We start from the raw sequence: 21439 nt of genomic DNA on the forward strand, positions 1-21439 counted from the left end.
ACTTTCTTATCTACTTAAAATTATAAAAGGGTAAATGTAGAAAAAAGATATTGGAAGTATTCTAAAGTAAATTTCGAGTCAGCTAAAACAGAACGCCTTACTCATATAAGGAATTAAGTTTAAAGAAATGTTAGCAAAGAAAGGAAGTAGAGAAATGACAGTAATTAAAAACCCTGTAATTCCTGGAATGGCGCCAGATCCATCAATTATTCGGGTCAATGAGATATATTATATTGCAACATCGACTTTTCATTGGAACCCCGGTATACAAATTTTTAAATCTACGGATTTAGCAAATTGGGAGCTAATTAGTTACGGATTAAAAAACGGTGAAGTAAATTTACGTGGTACAAATACACCAGCTGGTATCTGGGCGCCACACTTATCCTATGATTCTACCACCAATAGATACTGGTTAGCATTTTCTAACATGGTAAATATGGCAGGTCGTGAATTTAACGCAGACTCATATGCAATGTGGGCAGAAGATATAAATGGACCTTGGTCAGATCCAATTTATATTACATCAATAGGTTTCGACCCAGCTATTTTTCATGATGACGATGGAAAGCATTACATCTCCATACTTGAATGGGAAACACGTCAAGGGTATCAAGCACCTGGACATATTGTAATCGCCGAGGTTGATTTAGATAATGGGGGGATTATCGGGAGATGGCACCGAGTGACCCAAGGGTTTACCAGTCGTGGGTGTGCTGAAGCACCACAAATATATAAATATAATGGGTATTACTATCTTATTATAGCTGCTGGTGGAACAGGATATGCACATGGTGTAGAAATTGGACGTTCGGAAAGTATTTTTGGGCCATATGAACCGCATCCATCAGGAGAACCGATTATTACATCTTCACCACGACATCTATTTTCACTTGGTAATCCAGATGCGGGGCATTTTGAAATGTATAATCCAAATTCACCTATGCAAAAAGCAGGCCATGGTTCATTAGTTCAAACACAAACAGGCGAATGGTATATTGCTCATCTAATGTCACGCCCAATTGAAGGAACTCTCTTAAATCCATTAGGACGCGAAACGTCTATTCAAAAAATGAAGTGGACGGAGGACGGTTGGCTGGAAATGAAAGATGGATCAAATCTAGCAAAGATGGAAGTTGAGGGTATGGATGGAGTTAACTTATCCACTAAATTACCTCATGATATATTTGATGATTTTAATAACGAAAAATATAGCATACATTTTATGACTCCTTATCGAAATCAAGATGTTGATTGGGTGAATACGATTGAGCGTTCAGGATATTTACGTATTCACGGCGAGAACTCTTTCTTTTCGCAAATAAATCCGTCTATTATGGCAACAAGTGCGACATCATTTAATTATGAACTTCAAACTAAAGTCGAATTTTATCCAGATCATTACTCAGAAACTGCGGGGATAGGACTTTACTATGATTCAAATAATTGGGTTTATGCCCACTTAACTCACTCAGAATCATTTGGTGGCATAGTTTTAAGTTTACTACAGGCTAAAATAGGAGAACGCATCGAATTTGTTCATAATAATATTGCGATACCTGAAGGTGTAGTTGAGTTGAAGCTTGTCTACAATTCAGGTATTGCAGATATCTTCTATCGTTTGAGTGAAAATATGAATTGGCAAGTATTTATAGATAATATCGATGTTCTTTATTTATCTGATGAAGGCGTTAATGGGGAACCAGGTGAAATTGGTGGATTTACAGGGTTGTTTAATTTTATAGGCTCGGTTGATTCTCATCAGCATGATTCATTTGCAGATTTTGATTACTATTCAGTAAAAAATTATTAGTTTCCAGAGAGGAAGTTTTACATGAGTACTATGCCACTAAAAAATACAACCGAAACAACTGAAACAACTAATTTCCACAAGAATACTATATCATTAAAACGTTTAGTGCCAGGATTAATTATCGGGCCAGCCTCCTGGCTTGGACCCTATATTGCAACTTCAAGTTTATTTTTACCGGCTTTAATTCAGCATTTGGATGCTGATAACAAAATTACATTAGTGGCGTTATTTTCCTCAGTAGGGATGGTTACCGCGGCCATTTCTAATATGATTGCTGGCTATCTTTCTGACCGTACAAAGTCACGTTTTGGAAAACGAACGCCTTGGCTAGTTTCCGGAGCATTTGTATTTATGTTAGCAATGATTTTTGCCTCAATGAGTACTACTATTCCTTTATTGCTAACAAGTTGGGCGCTGGGACAAGTTGCTTTGAACTTCATTGTAGCACCAATGGTTGCTTGGTTAGATTTAGCACCTGAAAATGGTAAAGGAACAGCTTCATCTGCTTATGGTGGTTTAGGCATGGCGCTTGGCAACAATGCTTTTACAATTTTAGCAGCCATTTTTTTAGGGCAATACCGTTTGGGTTTTATTATTTTTGGCATTATAACATTCGTGGGAACATTGATTGCAGCATTTATTGTCCGGGAACCATCAAATTTGGACGAGAATATATTAATATCAACAAAAAAGAGGGAATTTTCTGTAAAAGAGTTATTGAAAGTTTTTCCAAAGTGGTCTATTGGTCGGGATTATTATTTGGCTTTGATCGGAAAGATTTTTCAAGGGGTTGGAAACTTTGCTGTTACAGGTTATTTATTATATATAATGACAGATTTTCTACACAAAGATACATCTGCTACACAACAGTCTATACAATTAATTAATATAATTATGTTAATATTTGGTGTTATCATGGGGGTTATTGCTGGGCCGATTTCAGATAAGCTCAAAATATTAAAATTACCAGTAGGTTTATCTACTATTTTAGTAGGAATTGGCGCACTAAGCATTTTCTTTTTACAAAATAATATGGGTATGATTATTTATGCTTTTATGGCTGGTTTTGGAATGGGTATATGGAATTCTTTAGATAACCTTTTGAATTTAAAAGTTATTCCTGATAAGGAACGCGTTGGTTTTTTCTTAGGAATTTACAATTTAGGGAATACTACAACTCAAGCTATTGCCCCGATTATCGCAGCATTTATGATTTCAGCATTAGGGTTTTCATCAATTTTTATAATGTCCTTTGCTTTCTCCATAATCGGAGGAATATTGATTCTTTCAATTAAATCTGTATCTAGGTAATTTGTGTATACTGCTTTTTAAAGAAAGTACATTTCTTTTGAGAGATGAATGCATCGTAGCAAAATTCTTGTCTTTATTGCAATCGACAGACATAAAAGCTTATATTAGTTTTGTAACACCATCTCTTAATGTATACATTTTTAGTCACCCTAATGTAGTTTATCGGTACTTAATCAATTTAGTTTGTTAAACCCACCAATTAGCTGAAGAATCCCACCATTCTTCAGCTTCTTTCAATGCATCTCTTACAGCCAATGAAATTAATTCCGTATTATCTTTATTAAACTCAAACATTCCGTATAAGTCTTTTCCTAACCTTTGTCTATGTTCTATATCAATGTTATAGACTTTTACCTTGTTAGGTGTGTGAAACGTTTCAGATACATCTGTATGACCTTCTGGAGAACATTTAGAAACCTCTATATAAAAAACTCCACCCCAAGCGCTAAATTGAAACATTAATAGATCAACACGATCCTCTAATTTCCGATAAAAGTGAGGAAAAGAACCCTTAAAACCACGATTTCTCATAGTAGGAATGACATTTTTTTTTAAGGAATTTATCATATTATCTCTTTCAATAGACACTTTAACACTCCTTACTTTTTTCTTTATAATAGCTTTAATAAATCCCACGTACCATACAATTTCTAGTTCACATAATCAACATTCTAGGAAGAAATCTAACAACAAACGATTACGAGTTTAATTAGAATAATGTATTAGTGGTATACCAACAGATATAATATAATGAAATAAAAAGGGAGAAATATCCAAGATGAAAAAACGCTTGTTGAATTGGAGCATTATCATTGGAATTATTACTATTTTGGCTATTGGTATACCACGAATAATAAGTAATGAAGCAGAGGATTTGAGTTCGTCAGAAGAAGAAAAAAAGGTAGAACAACTTGAAGGAGATTTCCGAAAATGGTCACTTAGACCAATGGACAAATTTATGGTGCAGAGTTACCAAGCTAAATCGAATGGACATCAGTGGAACACCGTAGAGCGAAAATCAATTGAAAATTATCGCGTTACATATTACACCTTTTTTGGCATACGTTACATGGAAGTAGAAGTTAGTTAAATCTAATAAATATATATAAACATAAAGATAAGAAGCCGTGGGAACAAGTAGTTCCTACAGCTTCTTATCTTTATGTTGCCCCTAAAACTGCAACTATTGTGATTGATAAAACAGTGCTTAATAACAAAGAGATGATCCAGTCTTTTTTATCTGTCATTTTCAAAAGTATATTTAAGGTTGAACTAATCGCAAGCAGAAAAAGAAAAACGAATAAAGTCATAATAAATTCCATTTCCTCATCTCCTTTTTTCCTTATAATTACATTTTATCACATTAGAAAGATAGAAAAGTGAATGAATACAATATTCATTTCCAGTTAACATAATACGGCTTATAGGAATAAATAAAAAAGAGAAGAAAAACTCTTCTCTTTTCTAATGGAATTCTTCTGATATGAGAACTCATAAAAAACGTAATGTTTTCAATGTGCTAATGCATTATAAATTGAATAATCTACTTCTCCTGAAATGTTCTTTATCCTCTTTTCACATAATACCATAACCATCAAATTCTCCTTAGAAGGTGGAGGATTTTTACTGGACGCATGTATATCAAATTCAGTTGAAGTTCTAAATCCGAAACGTCGATAGTATCGATAATCTCCTTCCACAATAATTCCCTTATAGTCCATTTCAATAGCTAATCTAATACCTTCTTGTATCATATACGCACCAACACCTTGTTGCTGTTTATCGATGGCTACTGAAACAGGTGATAACATCAATATTTCATCTTCGTACTTAGCACTGATTGGTAGTTTTGAAAGGATAAGGTGTCCTATAATTTCTCCACCTTCCTCAACAACCAAATCAAGCTGAGGAATATAATATTGTTTTTCTCGAATCTCTTTTACTAAAGCTTTTTCAACTATTCCGTCTGAGTAACTGGTGTTTTTGAATATCTCATATACAAAACTTTCAGTAAATTTATGTTCTTCTTTTTTTGCTACTCTTAGTTTCATCCATCCACCTCTAACATACAGGTATACTATCATTCCGTAGTGTTCTTAGATATCCTTCTTCATCATTTATGCTTAGTTAATCTTCTTCATACTGTGTTTTCTATATTCACGTAAAAAAACATTACCTTTTAAAGAACTTTGAAGTAACGTATGAAAATTTTTTATATTTCTTTGAATCTACCTTAACTTCTTCTAACGATTAATCAAATATGTCATTAATAATGAGACTATTATATGACCCTACGATATTTCCAATAAATCAATTCTGTATCTCTATAGTCAATTTGGAATCCCAATTTCGTTAATACTTTTTTAGAAGCGATATTGTCAGGATCACATCTAGCACGAATACATTTAACTGAATCTTGACTTGAGGCCCACTCTAATAATTTTTGGGCGGCTTCAAAACAATAACCTTTGCGGCAGTGGCTTTTATTAGTAGCAAAACCGATTTCAATCATACCATTTGGATCTGGGTCTCCAAAAAATCCAATGCCTCCAACTATTTCATTGTGGTTCTTCGACACAATAATCCATGAGTCAAATCCTTTAGTACCATTGTTTTTAAGAAGGAGCTCTCGAAAGTAAGGTAAAGCTTCAAAAAAATCATGGCCGGGCCATTCGCCGTTGGTTTTGTATCCTAAAGCTTCGATTGCTTGTGTATTACGTTGGGCTGCCGCCTCGATTAGATTAAGATCAACGGTTTTCAGTATTAGTCGATTAGTTTCAAGTTTCATATTTAGTTCACCTTTCTTATTAAATAATCTTTATTAAATAAATTAAATGACTTTAATATTCAATAATATTGTTTTAGAGACCATACATGGTAGGTGTAATTTTTTATCAGGTGATTAATCATATCCGGCCTTTATTTTCCGTAATTAACCATATTAATAATAAATGCTTATTTCTGTTTATATTTTTTAATTCCTTCTTCAAATATTTTGGCTTGTTAGTTGATGAAAGAAATATGTATAACGTACAAGTAGGTAGTTATCATAATGTGGATTACAGAAAATATAAAACCTGAAATTCCCTGTTCCATAATGGAAGTGATTTCAGGTTCCGTTAAAATTTATTGATTTTGAAAAAGATAGAGACCAAATCCTAAAGTATCTCTACCCCATGTAAGGTAAGTACGTTTCCATGACCTAATTTTATTTAACATACTGTTACAATCAGGGTCGTTCGGGTTTTCATAACAATATTTTTCCATAGACATAGCATATAATCCTTCATATTCATCCCAATCATCGTCACTTGCAACAACTGACCAAATCGGCACTAGGCCCATACTTTCTCCCATAAAAACATTCTCATGGTGTTTTTTTAATTCTGACTCTTCTGCGCCACCAAGTGCATCTAAATACTCCTGATTAGGTTTCTTCTTCCAGTATCCTTCTCCTATTAGAATAAAGCCGCCCTTTTTTACATTTCTTTTTAGAGCTTGTAACGTTAATTCTAAGCTCCCCAAAGCATGAGTAGAACCCACACAAACTCCTACATCAAAATGATCGACGTATTCACTTACCACATTTTTGGCATCTTTTACAATGTACGTGATTTTCCCTTCAGAGATTCTTTTTTTGGCCCGTTGCTTTGCCTCTAAAATAGAACCTTCATATAACTCTACGGCTGTCGCTCCAATACCATACTTTTCAACTAAACGTATTAACAGTTCACACTTCCCAGCCCCGATATCTAACACTCTTGCATGAGATTCTAACTGAAGAAAATCTATAATCCTATTGATTTTAGTTTCACTTATCGGGTTACTAAATAAATGTTCACTATGGGCAATTGCTGAGAATTTATTCTTGTCCATTGATTGAACTCCCCTTTGTTCTTTTTAGATACTTATTTTTCTCATTAAGTTATTTAGGATAGAAACACTCATAGTCCCAGCCCCTTTTAAAATAAATATCTATATCTGCATTTACATGCGACAATAATTAATAAATTCTTTCACTTTTTGCTTTATCGTCTATATAATAATTAATTTGATTTACCATCTATTACACAACTCTAGATACCTTGTTAAGTTTATTACTACTGATAATTAATTCCTTAAAATTTGGAGAAACCCTTCCTCGCTGTGCCATAATTAAATGGTCAAGGTGGACAGCGTATAGCTAGTTAACATAAAACTATTTATCGGTAGTTATGATTCCCTTGTTCAAATATGTATTTTCTGGTAACATCAGGATCATTAAGAATACTTATTTAGAACTCATATAAACTATTAAGCAAGCGAGGCATAACACATTGAGAAAACATTTTAGTAAAATTTCATTTGCTTTTTTAATTTTGACTTTTGGCTTTTATTTCATGGTTCCTACAAATAATAATTACTCATCAACAACCATTAATACATGGTTATTGGTTGGATTAGCTTTGACATTAATTTTTGCATTTTTAAGTCCTAAAAATGCATGGAAAAAGATCGTACTAACCGTTACTACAATAGCAATTGTACTATTTTTATTTATTGCTATTGCGTTTGGAATATCAGGTCTATAAAGAATACAGTTGTAATTTACATAATGTGATTTATCGGTACTAATCTAAAAGAGGAACAGCTAATCAGCTGTTCCTCTTTTAGAAAACGTTTATATCACCTTAAAAATATAGATGCCACTATGAAGCCTATAACAATTATAAGAATGAGTACACCAAGACCTTTCCATCCTAAGCTACCTGCTAAAGCAGAAAGGTTTCCAGCTTCATTTCGATTGAAAGCGTCATTAAGATTTCCAGTTGGATTTCTTTTTATTTCTTCTTGTTTTAAATTTTCTCTCATTCTTTCTGGATTTTCTTTACCATTGCTCATTGTCCCACCACCGTTTACTACAATTCTAACATATTATGGTAAAGTCATGGATAACTGTATATTACATATAGCTATACTTAACATAATCACGATTATCGGAACAAAAAAGCTCTTCTAGCTTATATAGATATGATATGAAGAGCTTTTTTTTCTTAAAACACCTCCAGTAACTTACAAATGATATATAATCAGGAATAAAGTAAAGTTATGGAGATGATGATTTGAAGATAAAAATTTTAGGAACGCTTGCGTATTTAGTTAGTACGTTTTTCTTTTATGAAGTAGGAAATGTATTTAACGTTAGTTGGTTGATGCTACATACTGTTTCTTATTATCCTAATGGTTCTCTATCTCAAGTGTCAGGATCGATACTACCATTCCTACTTTCATTGCCTATCTATTTACTGACAGTGAAAAAACTCGAAACAAGAATTATATAAGTTGTATATCATATACAGTGCTAGTTTACATAAACACTCTTCTAGGTACAAAATAGGTAAACCCTTAAAAAGGGGTTTACTTATTTTGTATAGAATTACCTATCAAATAAAGGCCATGTTAATTTTTATGTAAAGAAAGGGGGAATAAAGATGCGAAGAGTAAAAGGATTGGCAAACGGATTAAGAAGTGGTCCTTGGAGCGAAAATAAACTTACCAATCAAGCTGAATATTCACCTTATGATACTGAAATATATAGAATTACAAAAGAATCCGAAAGGTTGCTTGATAAAGAAGAAGGAATACTGTATCGAACCCATAAGCCGCATCCAGAAGCTTTTCACCCTGCTAATCAAGAACGAATACGGAAAATAATTAATAATATTCCCTCACATTACTTAACAGGCTTAAAAGGAATATTTTTATGCAGTGGTTCCAAAAAACAACTTAATTGTAATGAATTTCGCTTCGCCTCTTACAATGATTTTTATAAGGTAATATATCTATTTCCATTTCCAAAAACGATGTGTTTACATTATAAGACTAAACCAAAACCTTCTATTTGTATTGAGTATGAAAGACATGGTACTAGGTGGATTGAAGAAAATAATGGTTGGGTTTTAAAGTTCGATAAGAAATCAATTCAATCCTTTTATCTAAAAGATGTGCTTTTTCATGAACTAGGACATCATGTTGAAAATCAATTTCATGATATCAAACATAAAAATGATAAACAACGCGAGCGCTTTGCAGAGTGGTTTGCCATAGAATATGGACTTAAAAGCCAAATTAAATGATTAGAAGAGTAAATAATAAACGGTCATTTTCTTTCGTTGTTCATATACATATCAAAATTCACTTAACATAACTTCTCTTTAGATGGCTTAATATCAATTATTAGAACTAAATATAGGAGAACCCTTTATCACTGGGTTCTCCTGTATTTTAGACATGATTATCTGGCTTTCTTCCAGCATTCTAGATGAAGTAATAATAAAATTAAGTGTATTTATTTAAATTAACGTCCTGTTGTATTTTTCTTATTTTCTAATACCTTACTTAAATTGTTAAAATCTCGAACCACTTCCAGCATTGATAATTTCTTAGCTAATAATTTCCCTTTTTTTATGGATTTAGAAGCCTCATCAAATAAATTCGCTTTTATTTGAGCATCTGCAAGGCAATACCAGTAATACCAAGCATCCAATTTTCTAATTTTATTTTTATAAAACTTTTCAATAATAGGATAATATGTAGAATATAATTCTTGATTATAAACTAGTTTTTCACCATTCCATTTTAATACATCTACAAGATAACTATCACCAATGTACATATGCCAAGTTGCAATACCAACCTTTTGGTTCCCTTTTACTAGATCTATTTTATGGTATGGTTCGTCTTCAATTTCTTTGAAGGATGTATCATCCCAATGAATAACTTTAAGTTGACTTCCTGCTGCTGCTCCAATTGTAACTCCCCATAAGTAGTCCTTCACACCATTCCCTGTAATATCAGCTAGTCCTGAAAAGTCTAAATCTACTCCTTGAACTTGGTCATTAAATAGCTTTCTCCAATTTCCATCCCTTTCTTTTTTTAATATCATTACTCCAAATTGAGAAGGAGAGGGTTGCTCTTTTGCTTTAATTTCATAGGTAATAATGAGTTCCTTTTGTCCATCATGGTTAAAGTCATAAAATTGAATTGGTTTTGCGGATGAAGGTCTGTCAGCTTTTATAAGAATTGCATTAGGCGGCTTGAAATTTTCAACCATTTTCATTAGAGATGGCCCCTGAATTTGTTCCGCATGCACAAGTATTGAAGAAAAATTCATCCCTCCAAAGATCAATAAAATAATTAGTGTCATTTTCATTGTAATATGCCACCTTTAAAAGATATTACAATTAGTGTTTCCAAAAGTATTACGTATATTATAGAGGCAGTTAAACACCACTATTTGGGTATTTTTTGTAAATGAGGGTTAGTATCACATGCAATCTTAATTACCATAATCAATATTATCGGTATTAATGATGTATAAGATAAATAAAAATCCCTCTTTAATTGAAGAGGGATTTTTATTTATTAATTGTCTTTAACAACAATTTTGAGGTTATAAATGAAATAGTGGCTGCTATAATAGAAGTTAAAAATGTACAGTTGACCGATTCATTTCCAACAGTACTAATCGTTGAATTAAAACTACCTGACATTTCAGGCTCATATGTAAGTGTAAGAAATAGACCTGAAAGAATCTGAAATACGAACAGTAACGCTATAAAGCTAACAATGAAAACTGTATATCCTTTCAAAATAAATCCCCCTTAGCTAATATATCTCCTTTGAATAAATTCCTACTTATTGAAATTATAACATTTTTTTCTAGATGGAGGTACTACATAAAGTTAGTTCACATAATGTAGCTTCTAGGAAACAAAAAAAGGTGTCCCTTGGTAAATTAGCACACCTTTTAATTATTTAATCAATTAATTCTTCTTCATGAAACAAATTAGTTCTTTTCTGTTACGATTATTAAAAACATCGGTCTTCTCGTTTCATGTACCATTTCAGGGATACTTTCTAACATTTCATTCCTTCATAAAATCATTAATGTGATGATACAATCTCTCAGGATGGGTGAGATTGACCATATGGTCAGCACCTGGAATTTCTATGATGTGAGCATCTGAGTGCTTTCGAAAGTAATCAGCAACACGAAGGTTATCAGGTGAATCCTCCTTACCAATTATCAACAATGTTTTAGTCGTCAATTCTCCTAATCTTTCGATTGCCAATGGTTGCTGCCAAATCAATTTAACGGCTGGCCATTCAAACATTCGATTCATATGGTGCTTGAGCATTTGAACCATTAAACCCCGGTGGGGACTCATCGTTAGAACACGATACGATGGATCGCTGAGCAAAAGCTCAACCATCTTATCTATATCTGGGGCAGCTTGATGAATCTTCTTCATGTTCTCTTCAAATTCTTTGGAATAGGTAAACCCAGATAATCCAGGCGCAAGCAAAACAAGTTTTGAAACCCTTTCAGGATAATTCAGAGCGAATTCAGTAGCAATTTGGCCACCCATTGAGTGACCGATAAGCGTTGCCTGGCTGATTTCTAGATGATCAAGTAGTGACAGCAAATCTTTAACAGGGTTGACATCTTCTAAAGGAACCGGTGATTTCCCCGTCCCACGTCCATCACAAGCAACCACCTTATAGTGTTTTGCTAAAAGAGGTACCATAAATGTCCAGTTCCTTACATCAGCACCACCAGTTAGGAGAACAACAGGATGGCCATGCCCATTAACTTCGTAATACAAATCCATTGAAATTCCTCCACCCATTACAATTTAATATTATTTTATTGTCGAATGAAATTTTATTCATTGTTCAAAAGTGGTAGTAGGGTATCTTTATTTTAAAGAACCAATCACCTTGACATCGACTTATCGCCATTCAAATAATTTACTTCGTCTCATTTATAAAAAACCCTTTATGGATTCTGTCCATTGTATGTTCCTAAGTTGTATATAGTATTTATTCTTAGATACCATAATGTTTATTATCGGTAATAGCACAAATAACTCCGTTTGAATAAATCGAAACAGAGCTATAATGAGTATGAAAATTTCCTGATTAATTACAGCATTTTATATATTTCAATAAGATTATTATCTGGATCCCGAAAATGTGCAATACGCGATCTCCATTCTTTACGATCGTGTGGTTCAGTAACAAATTCAATCCCATTTTCTCTTAAATAATCATAGGTCTTATCAACGTCTTCTACTTCAAATTGAAGCAAAAAGTTTGATGGGGATTCTCTATCTAAAGACTTGTTTTCCTTTCCAATTACTTCTGTCATGGCCTTTTGAGATAAAAGCTCAATTTTCGTTTCCCCATTATTGAAAAGTGCATACTCCATTTCTTCCTCATACCAACTTATTGGAATTCCTAATAAATCTTTATAGAATTCAGTACTCCTTTTAAAATCATTAACTAATAGTCTGATTTGTAGCAGCTTCAATTCAATCTCCTCCTCATGATATAATTCTCTTTATTTATCAAAAGACCTTCGTGCTTTCTCACCCGTGTACCCTGCACATTTTTAGTTAACCTAATAGAAGTTATAGATAATTATAATTGTCCTTTCTTAATCGTGAGTTTTCAATTTTTCTAGCTTTTCTATGTCTCCATTAACTATTACATCAATATGTGCAGAAATAATATCGATATTTAAATCCCACCATTTAATCTCTAATAATCTATTAATAATTTGTTCTGGGAAACGTTCTCTGATTTTCTGTGCAGGATTTCCTCCAACAATCGTGTAGGGTTCCACATCCTTTGTAATAACTGACTTGGCTGCTACAATGGCACCGTCACCTATATTAATTCCGGGCATAATGACTGTGTCCATTCCAACCCAGACATCATTTCCAATTATCGAATCTCCCTTAAACGGCAATTGATCTAGCGTTGGTGTATGTTTTTCCCAACCTTGCCCAAAGATATTGAATGGATAAGCTGAGAAGCCATCCATCCTATGATTCGCTCCATTCATAATAAATGTTACGCCGGGGGCAATGGCACAAAACTTCCCTATAACAAGTCGATCACCAAAGAACTCATAATGATACAATACTTGATCTTCAAAGGATTCTCCCCTTCTCGCATCGTAATAAGAATAGTCACCTACGATAATATTTGGCCTAGTAATTGTATTTTTAATGAATTGCACAACGTTATTTCCTTTAATTGGATATTTATCTGTAGGATCTGGGCTGTGTGCTTTAGTCGATTCCATAAGTATTCACTGCCTCTCATGGTTTTTGGACAAAACTCAATCGACCTAACTTATTACATTCCTCTGCGAACCATAAGGCTTTATCAGATCCGACTACAATACCATGCGGCTCTGCATTTGCTGTAGGAATAGGATATTCCGTAATTTCTCCGTTCACGGTAATACGTCCTATTTGATTGCTTCCCCATTCAGTAAACCATAAAGCTTTATCAGGACCTGTTATAATTGCATGTGGACGAGCATTCAGGGTAGGAATAGAATACTCATTTATAACTCCAGAAGTGGTAATTCTGCCAATATTATTGCCGTTAATTTCTACAAACCAAAGTGCATCATCGGGCCCATTTGTAATCCCTACAGGACCAGCTTGTTCTGTAGGTAACTGATACGTAGTTACTCCTCCTTCTAACGTGATACGCCCTATTTGATTACTTTGATTTAGAGTAAACCATAAAGCTTTATCAGAACCTGCCACAATAAAAGAAGGGTAGGAAGCAGGATGCGGTAGATCATACTCGATTATTTCACCTGATGATAATATTCGTCCTATTCTATTTCCATTCATTTCTGTGAACCAAATGTCTCCGTTGTGCCCTTCAGTTATTCCAAAAGGCGCTGAATCTGGGTTAGGTAAAACATATTCGATAATCTCTCCTGTTATTGTCAGTTTTCCAATTTTATTAGCCTTATTTTCCGTAAACCAAATGTCACCCTGAGTTGTAGAAATAATGGATAGTGCCCCGGCATTAATAGTAGGGATATTGAAATGCTTCACCTTACCCTCTACAGTCATTCGCCCAATTTGATTGGTTTTGTGTTGGGTAAACCAAAGTGCGCCGTCTTTTCCCAAGGTAATTCCATAAGGCCCGGAGTCTGCATGAGGTAATTCGTATTCTTTGATTTTTACAATCAATTAAATTCCCCCTTTTTTTCTTTTTAGTAATTCGTTATGAAATAATTAGATTCCTGTCAAAGAAGCTTTTTTATACGACGAGCAAAGTTAATTAGGTCGGGTAAGCGAGGGGCATCACTGCCCCTGACTCCCCTAAGAACCGTGCGATTCCCTTTCAAGACACATCGGCTCAAGATGTCTTCGTTAAACTGAAAGTATTTTATTACGTTTTGTTGCGAAAGAAACAAAACCTCGTTATACTGTATACAAATTAGGGAGGAGCCATTATGGATAAAAGACAGCAGTTAATGAGTGAACTTATGGATCTATGCAATGAAATAATCTGGCGTAATAAACCAGAACTAGAATCGGCTTTAAAAGGCTATACGTTGAATGAAATAGAATTAATCGAAAATATCGCTCTAATCCCGAATGCAAACGTAACAAAACTGGCGGCTGCAAGCTACATGACTCGAGGTGCTATAAGCAAGCTTACCAAGAAGCTTATAGCTAAAAATATTATTGAGAGTTATCAAAATGCTGAAAATAAAAAGGAGATATATTTCCGATTAACAACTAGTGGGCAAAAAATAAATTATGTCCATCAAGAATTACATCAGTCGTTTCTTAAACGTGATAAAGAAGTATTTAAGCACATGAGCGATGAAGAATTTGACACTATTTTTCGTTTCATTGGTCGATACAGACATCATTTGAAAAATATCACTGAGTAAGTGGTGTTTTTTTATGTCGATTTATTGTTGACGAGGAAACAATAAAAGAGTAAACTATATTTGTTTCCTCGTCAACAATAATTTAAAGGAGAACTATTATGGATACTTCAATAAATAAACATGCCCTAACGTTTGGGCTTATCTCTGTCTTCTTAACTGGTCTGGGATTGACTATAGTTAGTCCTGTTTTGCCTTTTTTAGTAAAAACTTATACCAGTAACCCCAACAGTCAGGCTACTGCAGTAACATTGCTTACCTCTATATACGCACTTTCTGTATTCTTGGCTGCACCAGTCTTAGGTGCGTTAAGTGACAGATATGGTCGTCGTCCGATATTACTTATTAGCCTACTCGGTTCTGCCCTTGGTTATTTTATTTTTGGACTTGGAGGGGCACTTTGGATTCTCTTCCTTGGTCGTACCATAGAAGGTTTGACTGGTGGCGAAATCTCTGCGATTTTTGCTTACTTTGCAGATATCACGCCTTCGAGTGAACGCACTAAATACTTTGGTTGGATTAGTGCTGTTGTTGGGGTCGGCACTGCTCTTGGCCCTATAATTGGGGGTGCACTTGCAACTTCCGGAAACAGTGTCCCTATGTATGCTGGCACGGTTATCACATTGCTTAATGCCATATATGGCTATTTTTTTATGCCTGAGAGTCTTGAAAAGTCTAAGCGCTCTTCTAGTATCTCTGTTAAACATCTTAATCCATTTATACAACTATCAAAGGTTTTTTCATTTAAATCTGTTAAATGGCTACTAATTGCTGGATTCCTAATTTGGATTCCTAATGGGTCACTACAAGCTATTTTCTCTCAATTTTCAATAGATACATTTGCATGGCAGCCTGTACTTATTGGTCTGACATTTTCAATAATAGGAGTACTTGATATCTTCTCACAAGCAATTATTATGCCACGATTACTTAAATTTTTGACAGATAAAAAAATTGCTCTTTTAGGCATGATAAGTCAAATTATAGGTTTTATCTTTATTGCTGTTTCAGCATTTACAGCTTTTTATCTAGTCTTTATCATCGGGATGATTTTCTTTGGCTTCGGTGATTCTATCTTTGGTCCATCATTTAATGGCATGCTTTCAAAATCAGTTAGTGACAGCGAACAAGGCCATATACTAGGGGGAGCTCAAAGCATTCAATCTCTAGCCCGATTCATTGGACCGATTATTGGGGGACAGTTGTATTCACTAGTTAGCCACACTACTCCAGCTATCATGGGTGTGGTATTGATTGGTATATCTGCTCTCGTTTTATCAAAACAGCATGGTTATATTCAATAAAAATCAACTTTTAAAGTTGTTCGAAAGCAGATAATATGTAACTATAAGTTGGCAATCTAGGCTTTGAATAAACTACCCAAGATGCTGTGAAGCATCACTTTGGAAATCCTCATTGTTTCGAGTTGACAATATAGCACGAGAAAAGCCTACTGATTCATTCGTACCAGTAGGCTTTTCTTTTTAATAAATAAATTATTAATCACCTGAGCAAACTACTCCTGATGTATAAAAGCATCAAGACTAACTTCTAATTATGTCACAGGAAAAACTACTGGCCCCTGATGAGCCAGTAGTTTTTCCTATTTTTAAGATGTATATGCTACATATTTTTTGTTAACATAAAACGTATTACAGGAACCAAAGCGCCTTTATCCTACATAGAATAAAGGGGCTTTGATTACCTATAATTACTTTCTACAAGTGCTCCTAAATTATCTAAATCTTGACTGATATTTAAGATAATTAAGTAATGCCATTCTCCTTTACGTTTCCCTAAATTTACTACTTGATGGACTTCAACTTGATCATTTTCATACTCTCTAGCTCCTTCACACATTTCCCTCAATGTACTGCCAAACTCTGTGTTATCCCAATTCCTTATTGTCAAATCAATATAAGGCTGGCTCTTTTTGAAATTCATATCTCACTCTCCCTCTCCCTATCACTAAAAATAACATTAAAGTAATAGTTTAGGTGAAAAAACTTAGTTACCATAATGTAATTTCTAAGCATCAAAAAGAGCATCTAATAATACTGTTAGATGCTCTTTTTACTTTCCTGCTTTTTCTTTTTTATTAATAAACTTGCTATGATCATAAACAAGCCTAGAATTCCCAGTGTTAAATGAAAAGTATAAAAAATATCTTCTCTCATGTACCATAAAATGAATTGACCTCCAAATATCATGAGGAATGATATCCCAGGAGCCAATGGGGGGTTTTTTATAATATAATTCTTGAGTTTAATCATTTAAAAGCCCTCACTTTCCTTATAATTACATTTTAACAAAATTCAAGTGTTAGGTTAGGCTTTATAATCTATATACACTAAACAAAATTACTTAACATAATCAGCGTTATCAGAAGTAAAATAAAAGAAATATTTAACACTTCCAAATCCGATAATTTTTTTGATAAAATAATCATGAGTATTAAAGATATATTTCTTATATATCTTTAATACATTGTAAATTCTTTGAGAAGAAAAACAATCCACCTCCCAATTTGGAATGATTTTCTTCTTTATAAATTATGATTTGAATTACATACTTTCAGGAGATGCCTAATGTGAAAGACAATATGCTTGAATTTTTTCCATTTTCTTATTTTAGAATAAATAGTAAAGGTTCAATTTTAGCTAGTTCTAAACAAGCCCATTCTATATTTAATATCCCATTGGATCTATTAAACATTGTTCACATAAATGATCAACCAAAAGCTTTAGAGTTTCTAACATCGTTTGCTCATAATGAACCATTAACAACAAATTTACGTTTGAAAATTATTAATAGTTCCTTCGCTGATTTTATATGTACAATCAATTGGGAACAAAGTATAGGACATATAGTTTGTATAGAAAAAAAACCTCTTATAAATAAATTTATTAAGGTCAAAAATAAAAGTTTGCAATGATTAATTAATATGACTTATAAAGCACTTTACAAGGAGTGAAATATATTTTATGTTTCATTTCATTCATATAGGTAAAATAGTAAGCTAGATTGAATAAAAAAGAGTGACAGACGAAGAAGATTGTTTCTCTTTTTTGAAATATTTGTAAAATGAATAATTAATAGCAATTTGAGCAAACTACCCAAGACGCCGTGAGGCATCTACCACTTTTCTTATTTGAATTCTCAACAGAAAAAACTCCTGCTCGCCTGTGGAGTTTTTTCTGTTTTTAAGCCGTATATGATATACATCTTTAGTTACATAATGGGTTTTCTAGGTAGTTAAATAAAAAAGATTAGCTTCTTACAGCTAATCTTTTTTATTTAAGAGATAATATCCTAATTTCGATACTAATATGAATGAGGATACTATCTTTAAGAATGTTTTAAAGGTAGTAATCATTACTGTAATAATCGATGGGACTTAGAGATAGCAACTAATTTTTCAACACAAGCTCTTACTATAATTCCAATTACAATATAATAAATAAAAGAGTATATATATTTCCATTTTATATAGATGACAAGATGCGCCCATATAGAAAAAGGTTCACCAATAAAAGCAAATGCACTAGCCATACATATGAGTGAAATAATAAAGGATTTCCAGGTTCTAAAATATTGATACAATAACATGAACGTAACTGGAACCATGCTGAAATCAAAAGGTAAAGCGCCAGGATAAATGGGCAGGAATTGCGTAATGTACCCCCAGAAACGAAACGTAATTCCAATAAGATCTAGAAGAAATGTAATGATGATAATGAAGGTACCAAACAATAAGGTTTCAAGGATTTGTTTACGGTTTAAAAAGATACTCCAAATGATCCAAGGAAGAATAAGAAAAACAAGAAGCAACCACCAGCTCCCTGTTAAAAATTCATCGTGTAACCAATACTTTATATCTAATTCTGCTAGTTTATCTTGTAAGGACCTGACTCTCCAAAAATTCTCTATTCTTTTATCCATGGATTTATCCCCTTTATAATGATATACAACACTTTAATTTCCATTTTATTATTTGAGCATCTTATTGTTTTATGTAGCTCTTTATTACCTAAAAAAACATTCCCAATGAGGAACCAAAATTTCATATTGAGGTATTACACTGATATATATGGAGAAAATTAATAAAAAAAAGGAAGTTAGTGATGATAGGACTTATTATTGCAATTATTGCCTTTAATCTTATTGCTTTTATCGTCAATAAAAGAGTAACAGCAAATCAAATAGTCCATATTTGGATATTTACAACTGCATTTCAATTAACTTTTGATCTTTATGTGAATTTTAAATATCATGGTTACTGGTACTTTACAAAAGGTGTGGATTGGAAGGTATTTCCCGCCCATGCTATATTAATTCCTCCTGTAAATATAATATTTTTGAATTGGTTTCCTTATAGAAATTTACTCAGTAAAAAAATAATATACTTACTCTATTGGGATATAGCATTAGTCCTTTATGAAGTTCTTACATTGCTTCCTGAACCTTGGGGATACTTTAGATATGGATGGTGGGATTGGTGGTATTCAGCAGCTATCAATCCTATCCTTCTTATGATTTTATTGGGATACTATAAATGGACATGTAAACTAGAAAAGAAAATTGTTCGTAGCCAATCGTAAAGCAAACATCACTCTTACGTACGATAAAGAGTAAATCTTGATTTTTTCATGTAGGAAATAGGTTGTTGAAAAGAATGATTTATAGAATATGTATTTCTAATTTACATAACAGAGACTGTCGGAAATCATATGCTAAGTAGCGCGCTTAAAAGCTTTTTCATTTATAACCAGAGGATGAAAGGTTTATTGTTGGGAAAAATAAACCTGAAAGGAGTGTACTAGATGAAAAAACAAAAAAACTCAACTGATAAACCCACAATTGCAGAAGGAATGAATACTGAAGATGAATTGCAAAAAGATGCAACCCCAGAGGAAATTTCTAAAGGAGAATATACTAACGTAACTACTCTCTCTTTAGATGAAAATGATCCAAGCTAAATTATTTTAGGACAAATTTTTATTACACCGTTTCAAATAAACGGTGTTTTTATTGATTATTTTCCCCTAGTAATTGCCCCTATCCTGAGCATTATATTAGTTACCATAATACCAATTCTAGGTAGCAAAAAAGCCTTTATATTAAGTATTAAAGGCTTTTTTGCTACGTTTTAACTTTGTAAATTCAATTATTTAAGTTGGAAGCTATCAGTATGAGATTTCCCTTTATCCTTCCAAGTAACATGGACTTTATAAATATGGCCCTTCTTGGGTTCATCTCCCCCATAAAATTCAGCAGAGAATGGGTACAATACTGTAACTTCTCCGTCTTCTGCTTCGCCTTCTTCAAAATCCCCCACTGACATTAAGGTCCTATTGTTATCTGTAAAAGTTATATCCTCAACAGTCACTTTATCTCCAGATTTCTGCTTGATCTTACCTGTCCAACCCCTTTCAACATACTGATCTTGATTCTTTTTATAAGTCGCTTTCCACATTCCGTTCGCAGATGTACCCCAAATGGCAATACTATTGTAGTACCAATATACTCCTCCACCTAAAAGTACAAAAACGATTAATAATTTTAAATAACTTTTCTTTTTCATTGAATTCCCCTTATGTAACTTTTTATGACTTTATTTCTTTAATTTAACAGAAGGTATGAAAGTAGACTATCTTTTTTTATGGACATTAAATATGAATGTCATATACATTGCTAGTTTACATAAACACTCTTCAAGGAAGCAAGAAAGCAAAAGAACCCTTGGGGCAGTAAGGTTCCACCAAGGATTCTTTTTCCGGAATATGCAACTTTTTATACATCGTTGATATGACTACATTTTTTGAATAGTTGAAAGAAACGAGAATGTATAAAAAGCGCACCTTTTATACATATGCTCAAGGTTGTCCTATATTGCCTTATTTATAAATTTGTTGTACAATTATTCAGACTTTTTTATGAATTGAAGCATACAAATTCCCTAAAAGCTATCCGTCCTGCAACGATGGGGTAGCTTTCTTTTTTTACATCTGGTGATAAAATCTATTATGTTAAGTAAGAATTCAGTAGGTAATCTATTGAAGAACAATTCCCCACTTATAGGGGAACCATTCTTTATAAACATTCCTATATCTTATATTGACTAACATTTTATTGAATAAATAGGGCGTATAGCTTTACATAAATTATTTTCGCTCTAATACTGGATTTAATAATTTATGAATACATACAGGAAGCATATCTAATAGCGTTTCAAATGCATAATCTATATCCAAACGTTCTGTCCATTGATGAGCATCCCTTCCTACAGGACCCACATTTAGAACTGGTACATTAAATTTTTCCAAATCGTCAAGTGGTACAGAGTAACCGTTATTCCATAATGGCATATTGGTAGTAAGTGGCTTCATAGATTCTGCTGGATATTTTAAGCCTACGTAGCTAAGATCGGAAATTCCCCCAAAATAGTTCTGTTTCTTAAAAGTAACATAATGGTTGTCGTAAGCATATTTTTCCATATTATAAACTACGTCTTGAATGAAAAGATTGTGACGTGAGCTAACAGCTGGATAATAGGG

Annotated in this window: 24 protein-coding genes and 1 pseudogene; 10 read left to right on the top strand and 15 right to left on the bottom strand. The window is 33.2% G+C overall.

The window, feature by feature from the left end; translation table 11 throughout:
• Nucleotides 1-154: 154 nt before the first annotated feature.
• Nucleotides 155-1813, top strand: a complete 1659-nt coding sequence (locus tag ACFX4N_RS28325; RefSeq protein WP_192100825.1) for a glycoside hydrolase family 43 protein — start codon at nt 155-157, stop codon at nt 1811-1813.
• Between the two features lie 21 nt (nt 1814-1834).
• The gene (locus ACFX4N_RS28330) at nt 1835-3124 is read left to right on the top strand and encodes an MFS transporter (RefSeq protein ID WP_199866527.1); all 1290 of its coding nucleotides are present in this window, start codon (nt 1835-1837) and stop codon (nt 3122-3124) included.
• Between the two features lie 186 nt (nt 3125-3310).
• On the opposite strand, the gene ACFX4N_RS28335 is transcribed toward ACFX4N_RS28330, so the two are convergent.
• Nucleotides 3311-3712 carry a DUF4304 domain-containing protein gene (locus tag ACFX4N_RS28335; RefSeq protein WP_192100824.1) on the bottom strand — a complete coding sequence of 134 codons (402 nt, stop codon included), beginning with the start codon at nt 3710-3712 and terminating at the stop codon, nt 3311-3313.
• 190 nt (nt 3713-3902) lie between these two features.
• Here ACFX4N_RS28335 and ACFX4N_RS28340 point away from each other — a divergent pair, with 190 nt between their 5' ends.
• Entirely contained in the window at nt 3903-4214 is a 312-nt protein-coding gene (locus ACFX4N_RS28340) for a hypothetical protein (protein ID WP_192101337.1), read from the top strand.
• Nucleotides 4215-4284: 70 nt separating this feature from the next.
• Here the strand turns inward: ACFX4N_RS28340 and ACFX4N_RS28345 are convergent, their stop codons facing one another.
• The 4 genes from ACFX4N_RS28345 to ACFX4N_RS28360 all read right to left on the bottom strand — a co-directional run bounded on the left by ACFX4N_RS28345 (nt 4285) and on the right by ACFX4N_RS28360 (nt 7000).
• On the bottom strand, nt 4285-4446 hold the full coding sequence (locus ACFX4N_RS28345) for a hypothetical protein (RefSeq protein ID WP_171843214.1): 162 nt from the start codon (nt 4444-4446) through the stop codon (nt 4285-4287).
• Nucleotides 4447-4635: 189 nt separating this feature from the next.
• Nucleotides 4636-5175 carry a GNAT family N-acetyltransferase gene (locus tag ACFX4N_RS28350; RefSeq protein WP_029325334.1) on the bottom strand — a complete coding sequence of 180 codons (540 nt, stop codon included), beginning with the start codon at nt 5173-5175 and terminating at the stop codon, nt 4636-4638.
• Between the two features lie 230 nt (nt 5176-5405).
• Nucleotides 5406-5912 (bottom strand): GNAT family N-acetyltransferase, encoded by a 507-nt coding sequence (locus tag ACFX4N_RS28355; protein WP_192101339.1) that lies wholly within the window; start codon nt 5910-5912, stop codon nt 5406-5408.
• Between the two features lie 338 nt (nt 5913-6250).
• On the bottom strand, nt 6251-7000 hold the full coding sequence (locus ACFX4N_RS28360) for an SAM-dependent methyltransferase (RefSeq protein WP_192101340.1): 750 nt from the start codon (nt 6998-7000) through the stop codon (nt 6251-6253).
• A gap of 503 nt (nt 7001-7503) precedes the next feature.
• Here ACFX4N_RS28360 and ACFX4N_RS28365 point away from each other — a divergent pair.
• A complete protein-coding gene (locus tag ACFX4N_RS28365) occupies nt 7504-7695 on the top strand; it encodes a hypothetical protein (RefSeq protein ID WP_241097508.1) in 192 nt (63 codons plus the stop codon).
• A 94-nt stretch (nt 7696-7789) separates the two neighbouring features.
• Here ACFX4N_RS28365 and ACFX4N_RS28370 read toward each other — a convergent pair whose 3' ends face one another.
• Complete coding sequence (locus tag ACFX4N_RS28370; protein WP_192101342.1) at nt 7790-8005, bottom strand: DUF6366 family protein; 216 nt, start codon at nt 8003-8005, stop codon at nt 7790-7792.
• Between the two features lie 590 nt (nt 8006-8595).
• Here ACFX4N_RS28370 and ACFX4N_RS28375 point away from each other — a divergent pair.
• Nucleotides 8596-9240, top strand: a complete 645-nt coding sequence (locus ACFX4N_RS28375; protein ID WP_192101343.1) for an ImmA/IrrE family metallo-endopeptidase — start codon at nt 8596-8598, stop codon at nt 9238-9240.
• Nucleotides 9241-9461: 221 nt separating this feature from the next.
• Here ACFX4N_RS28375 and ACFX4N_RS28380 read toward each other — a convergent pair whose 3' ends face one another.
• From ACFX4N_RS28380 to ACFX4N_RS28400, 5 genes are all read right to left on the bottom strand, one after another.
• Nucleotides 9462-10316, bottom strand: coding sequence for a hypothetical protein (locus tag ACFX4N_RS28380; protein WP_192101344.1), 855 nt, complete (start codon nt 10314-10316; stop codon nt 9462-9464).
• A 715-nt stretch (nt 10317-11031) separates the two neighbouring features.
• Nucleotides 11032-11778, bottom strand: a complete 747-nt coding sequence (locus ACFX4N_RS28385) for an alpha/beta fold hydrolase (RefSeq protein WP_116327380.1) — start codon at nt 11776-11778, stop codon at nt 11032-11034.
• A 314-nt stretch (nt 11779-12092) separates the two neighbouring features.
• Entirely contained in the window at nt 12093-12479 is a 387-nt protein-coding gene (locus ACFX4N_RS28390) for a VOC family protein (protein ID WP_098239582.1), read from the bottom strand.
• A 126-nt stretch (nt 12480-12605) separates the two neighbouring features.
• Nucleotides 12606-13259, bottom strand: coding sequence for a Vat family streptogramin A O-acetyltransferase (locus ACFX4N_RS28395; protein ID WP_377263533.1), 654 nt, complete (start codon nt 13257-13259; stop codon nt 12606-12608).
• Between the two features lie 16 nt (nt 13260-13275).
• Nucleotides 13276-14172, bottom strand: a complete 897-nt coding sequence (locus ACFX4N_RS28400) for a Vgb family protein (RefSeq protein ID WP_116327379.1) — start codon at nt 14170-14172, stop codon at nt 13276-13278.
• Between the two features lie 266 nt (nt 14173-14438).
• Here ACFX4N_RS28400 and ACFX4N_RS28405 point away from each other — a divergent pair, with 266 nt between their 5' ends.
• Nucleotides 14439-14885, top strand: a complete 447-nt coding sequence (locus tag ACFX4N_RS28405; RefSeq protein ID WP_098239578.1) for a MarR family transcriptional regulator — start codon at nt 14439-14441, stop codon at nt 14883-14885.
• A gap of 98 nt (nt 14886-14983) precedes the next feature.
• The gene (locus ACFX4N_RS28410) at nt 14984-16186 is read left to right on the top strand and encodes an MFS transporter (protein ID WP_192101346.1); all 1203 of its coding nucleotides are present in this window, start codon (nt 14984-14986) and stop codon (nt 16184-16186) included.
• 397 nt (nt 16187-16583) lie between these two features.
• Here the strand turns inward: ACFX4N_RS28410 and ACFX4N_RS28415 are convergent, their stop codons facing one another.
• A complete protein-coding gene (locus ACFX4N_RS28415) occupies nt 16584-16826 on the bottom strand; it encodes a hypothetical protein (protein WP_192101347.1) in 243 nt (80 codons plus the stop codon).
• A 646-nt stretch (nt 16827-17472) separates the two neighbouring features.
• On the opposite strand from ACFX4N_RS28415, the gene ACFX4N_RS28420 reads away from it, so the two are divergent.
• Complete coding sequence (locus tag ACFX4N_RS28420; protein WP_192101348.1) at nt 17473-17817, top strand: hypothetical protein; 345 nt, start codon at nt 17473-17475, stop codon at nt 17815-17817.
• A 440-nt stretch (nt 17818-18257) separates the two neighbouring features.
• On the opposite strand, the gene ACFX4N_RS28425 is transcribed toward ACFX4N_RS28420, so the two are convergent.
• Nucleotides 18258-18824: a CBO0543 family protein gene (locus tag ACFX4N_RS28425; RefSeq protein WP_192101349.1), complete on the bottom strand. Its 567-nt coding sequence runs from the start codon at nt 18822-18824 to the stop codon at nt 18258-18260.
• A 182-nt stretch (nt 18825-19006) separates the two neighbouring features.
• On the opposite strand from ACFX4N_RS28425, the gene ACFX4N_RS28430 reads away from it, so the two are divergent.
• A complete protein-coding gene (locus ACFX4N_RS28430; protein ID WP_192101350.1) occupies nt 19007-19483 on the top strand; it encodes a hypothetical protein in 477 nt (158 codons plus the stop codon).
• A 222-nt stretch (nt 19484-19705) separates the two neighbouring features.
• Nucleotides 19706-19861 (top strand): hypothetical protein, encoded by a 156-nt coding sequence (locus ACFX4N_RS28435; protein ID WP_168797088.1) that lies wholly within the window; start codon nt 19706-19708, stop codon nt 19859-19861.
• A gap of 188 nt (nt 19862-20049) precedes the next feature.
• On the opposite strand, the gene ACFX4N_RS28440 is transcribed toward ACFX4N_RS28435, so the two are convergent.
• Both ACFX4N_RS28440 and ACFX4N_RS28445 read right to left on the bottom strand, forming a co-directional pair.
• Nucleotides 20050-20466, bottom strand: a complete 417-nt coding sequence (locus ACFX4N_RS28440) for a hypothetical protein (protein ID WP_192101351.1) — start codon at nt 20464-20466, stop codon at nt 20050-20052.
• A 580-nt stretch (nt 20467-21046) separates the two neighbouring features.
• Nucleotides 21047-21439: pseudogene (locus tag ACFX4N_RS28445) on the bottom strand (M20/M25/M40 family metallo-hydrolase); the annotation flags it as partial.

Source organism: Priestia sp. YIM B13551 (genome assembly GCF_042787905.1).
In the GTDB taxonomy this organism is placed as follows: domain Bacteria; phylum Bacillota; class Bacilli; order Bacillales; family Bacillaceae_H; genus Priestia.

Excerpts from the sequence above, each read along its gene's own strand:
- ACFX4N_RS28325 (WP_192100825.1), top strand. The coding sequence starts at position 155 with ATGACAGTAATTAAAAACCCTGTAATTCCTGGAATGGCGCCAGATCCA.
- ACFX4N_RS28330 (WP_199866527.1), top strand. The coding sequence starts at position 1,835 with ATGAGTACTATGCCACTAAAAAATACAACCGAAACAACTGAAACAACT.
- ACFX4N_RS28340 (WP_192101337.1), top strand. The coding sequence starts at position 3,903 with ATGAAAAAACGCTTGTTGAATTGGAGCATTATCATTGGAATTATTACT.
- ACFX4N_RS28345 (WP_171843214.1), bottom strand. The coding sequence starts at position 4,446 with ATGGAATTTATTATGACTTTATTCGTTTTTCTTTTTCTGCTTGCGATT.
- ACFX4N_RS28350 (WP_029325334.1), bottom strand. The coding sequence starts at position 5,175 with ATGAAACTAAGAGTAGCAAAAAAAGAAGAACATAAATTTACTGAAAGT.
- ACFX4N_RS28355 (WP_192101339.1), bottom strand. The coding sequence starts at position 5,912 with ATGAAACTTGAAACTAATCGACTAATACTGAAAACCGTTGATCTTAAT.
- ACFX4N_RS28360 (WP_192101340.1), bottom strand. The coding sequence starts at position 7,000 with ATGGACAAGAATAAATTCTCAGCAATTGCCCATAGTGAACATTTATTT.
- ACFX4N_RS28365 (WP_241097508.1), top strand. The coding sequence starts at position 7,504 with ATGGTTCCTACAAATAATAATTACTCATCAACAACCATTAATACATGG.
- ACFX4N_RS28370 (WP_192101342.1), bottom strand. The coding sequence starts at position 8,005 with ATGAGCAATGGTAAAGAAAATCCAGAAAGAATGAGAGAAAATTTAAAA.
- ACFX4N_RS28375 (WP_192101343.1), top strand. The coding sequence starts at position 8,596 with ATGCGAAGAGTAAAAGGATTGGCAAACGGATTAAGAAGTGGTCCTTGG.
- ACFX4N_RS28380 (WP_192101344.1), bottom strand. The coding sequence starts at position 10,316 with ATGAAAATGACACTAATTATTTTATTGATCTTTGGAGGGATGAATTTT.
- ACFX4N_RS28385 (WP_116327380.1), bottom strand. The coding sequence starts at position 11,778 with ATGGATTTGTATTACGAAGTTAATGGGCATGGCCATCCTGTTGTTCTC.
- ACFX4N_RS28395 (WP_377263533.1), bottom strand. The coding sequence starts at position 13,259 with ATGGAATCGACTAAAGCACACAGCCCAGATCCTACAGATAAATATCCA.
- ACFX4N_RS28405 (WP_098239578.1), top strand. The coding sequence starts at position 14,439 with ATGGATAAAAGACAGCAGTTAATGAGTGAACTTATGGATCTATGCAAT.
- ACFX4N_RS28410 (WP_192101346.1), top strand. The coding sequence starts at position 14,984 with ATGGATACTTCAATAAATAAACATGCCCTAACGTTTGGGCTTATCTCT.
- ACFX4N_RS28415 (WP_192101347.1), bottom strand. The coding sequence starts at position 16,826 with ATGAATTTCAAAAAGAGCCAGCCTTATATTGATTTGACAATAAGGAAT.
- ACFX4N_RS28425 (WP_192101349.1), bottom strand. The coding sequence starts at position 18,824 with ATGGATAAAAGAATAGAGAATTTTTGGAGAGTCAGGTCCTTACAAGAT.
- ACFX4N_RS28430 (WP_192101350.1), top strand. The coding sequence starts at position 19,007 with ATGATAGGACTTATTATTGCAATTATTGCCTTTAATCTTATTGCTTTT.
- ACFX4N_RS28435 (WP_168797088.1), top strand. The coding sequence starts at position 19,706 with ATGAAAAAACAAAAAAACTCAACTGATAAACCCACAATTGCAGAAGGA.
- ACFX4N_RS28440 (WP_192101351.1), bottom strand. The coding sequence starts at position 20,466 with ATGAAAAAGAAAAGTTATTTAAAATTATTAATCGTTTTTGTACTTTTA.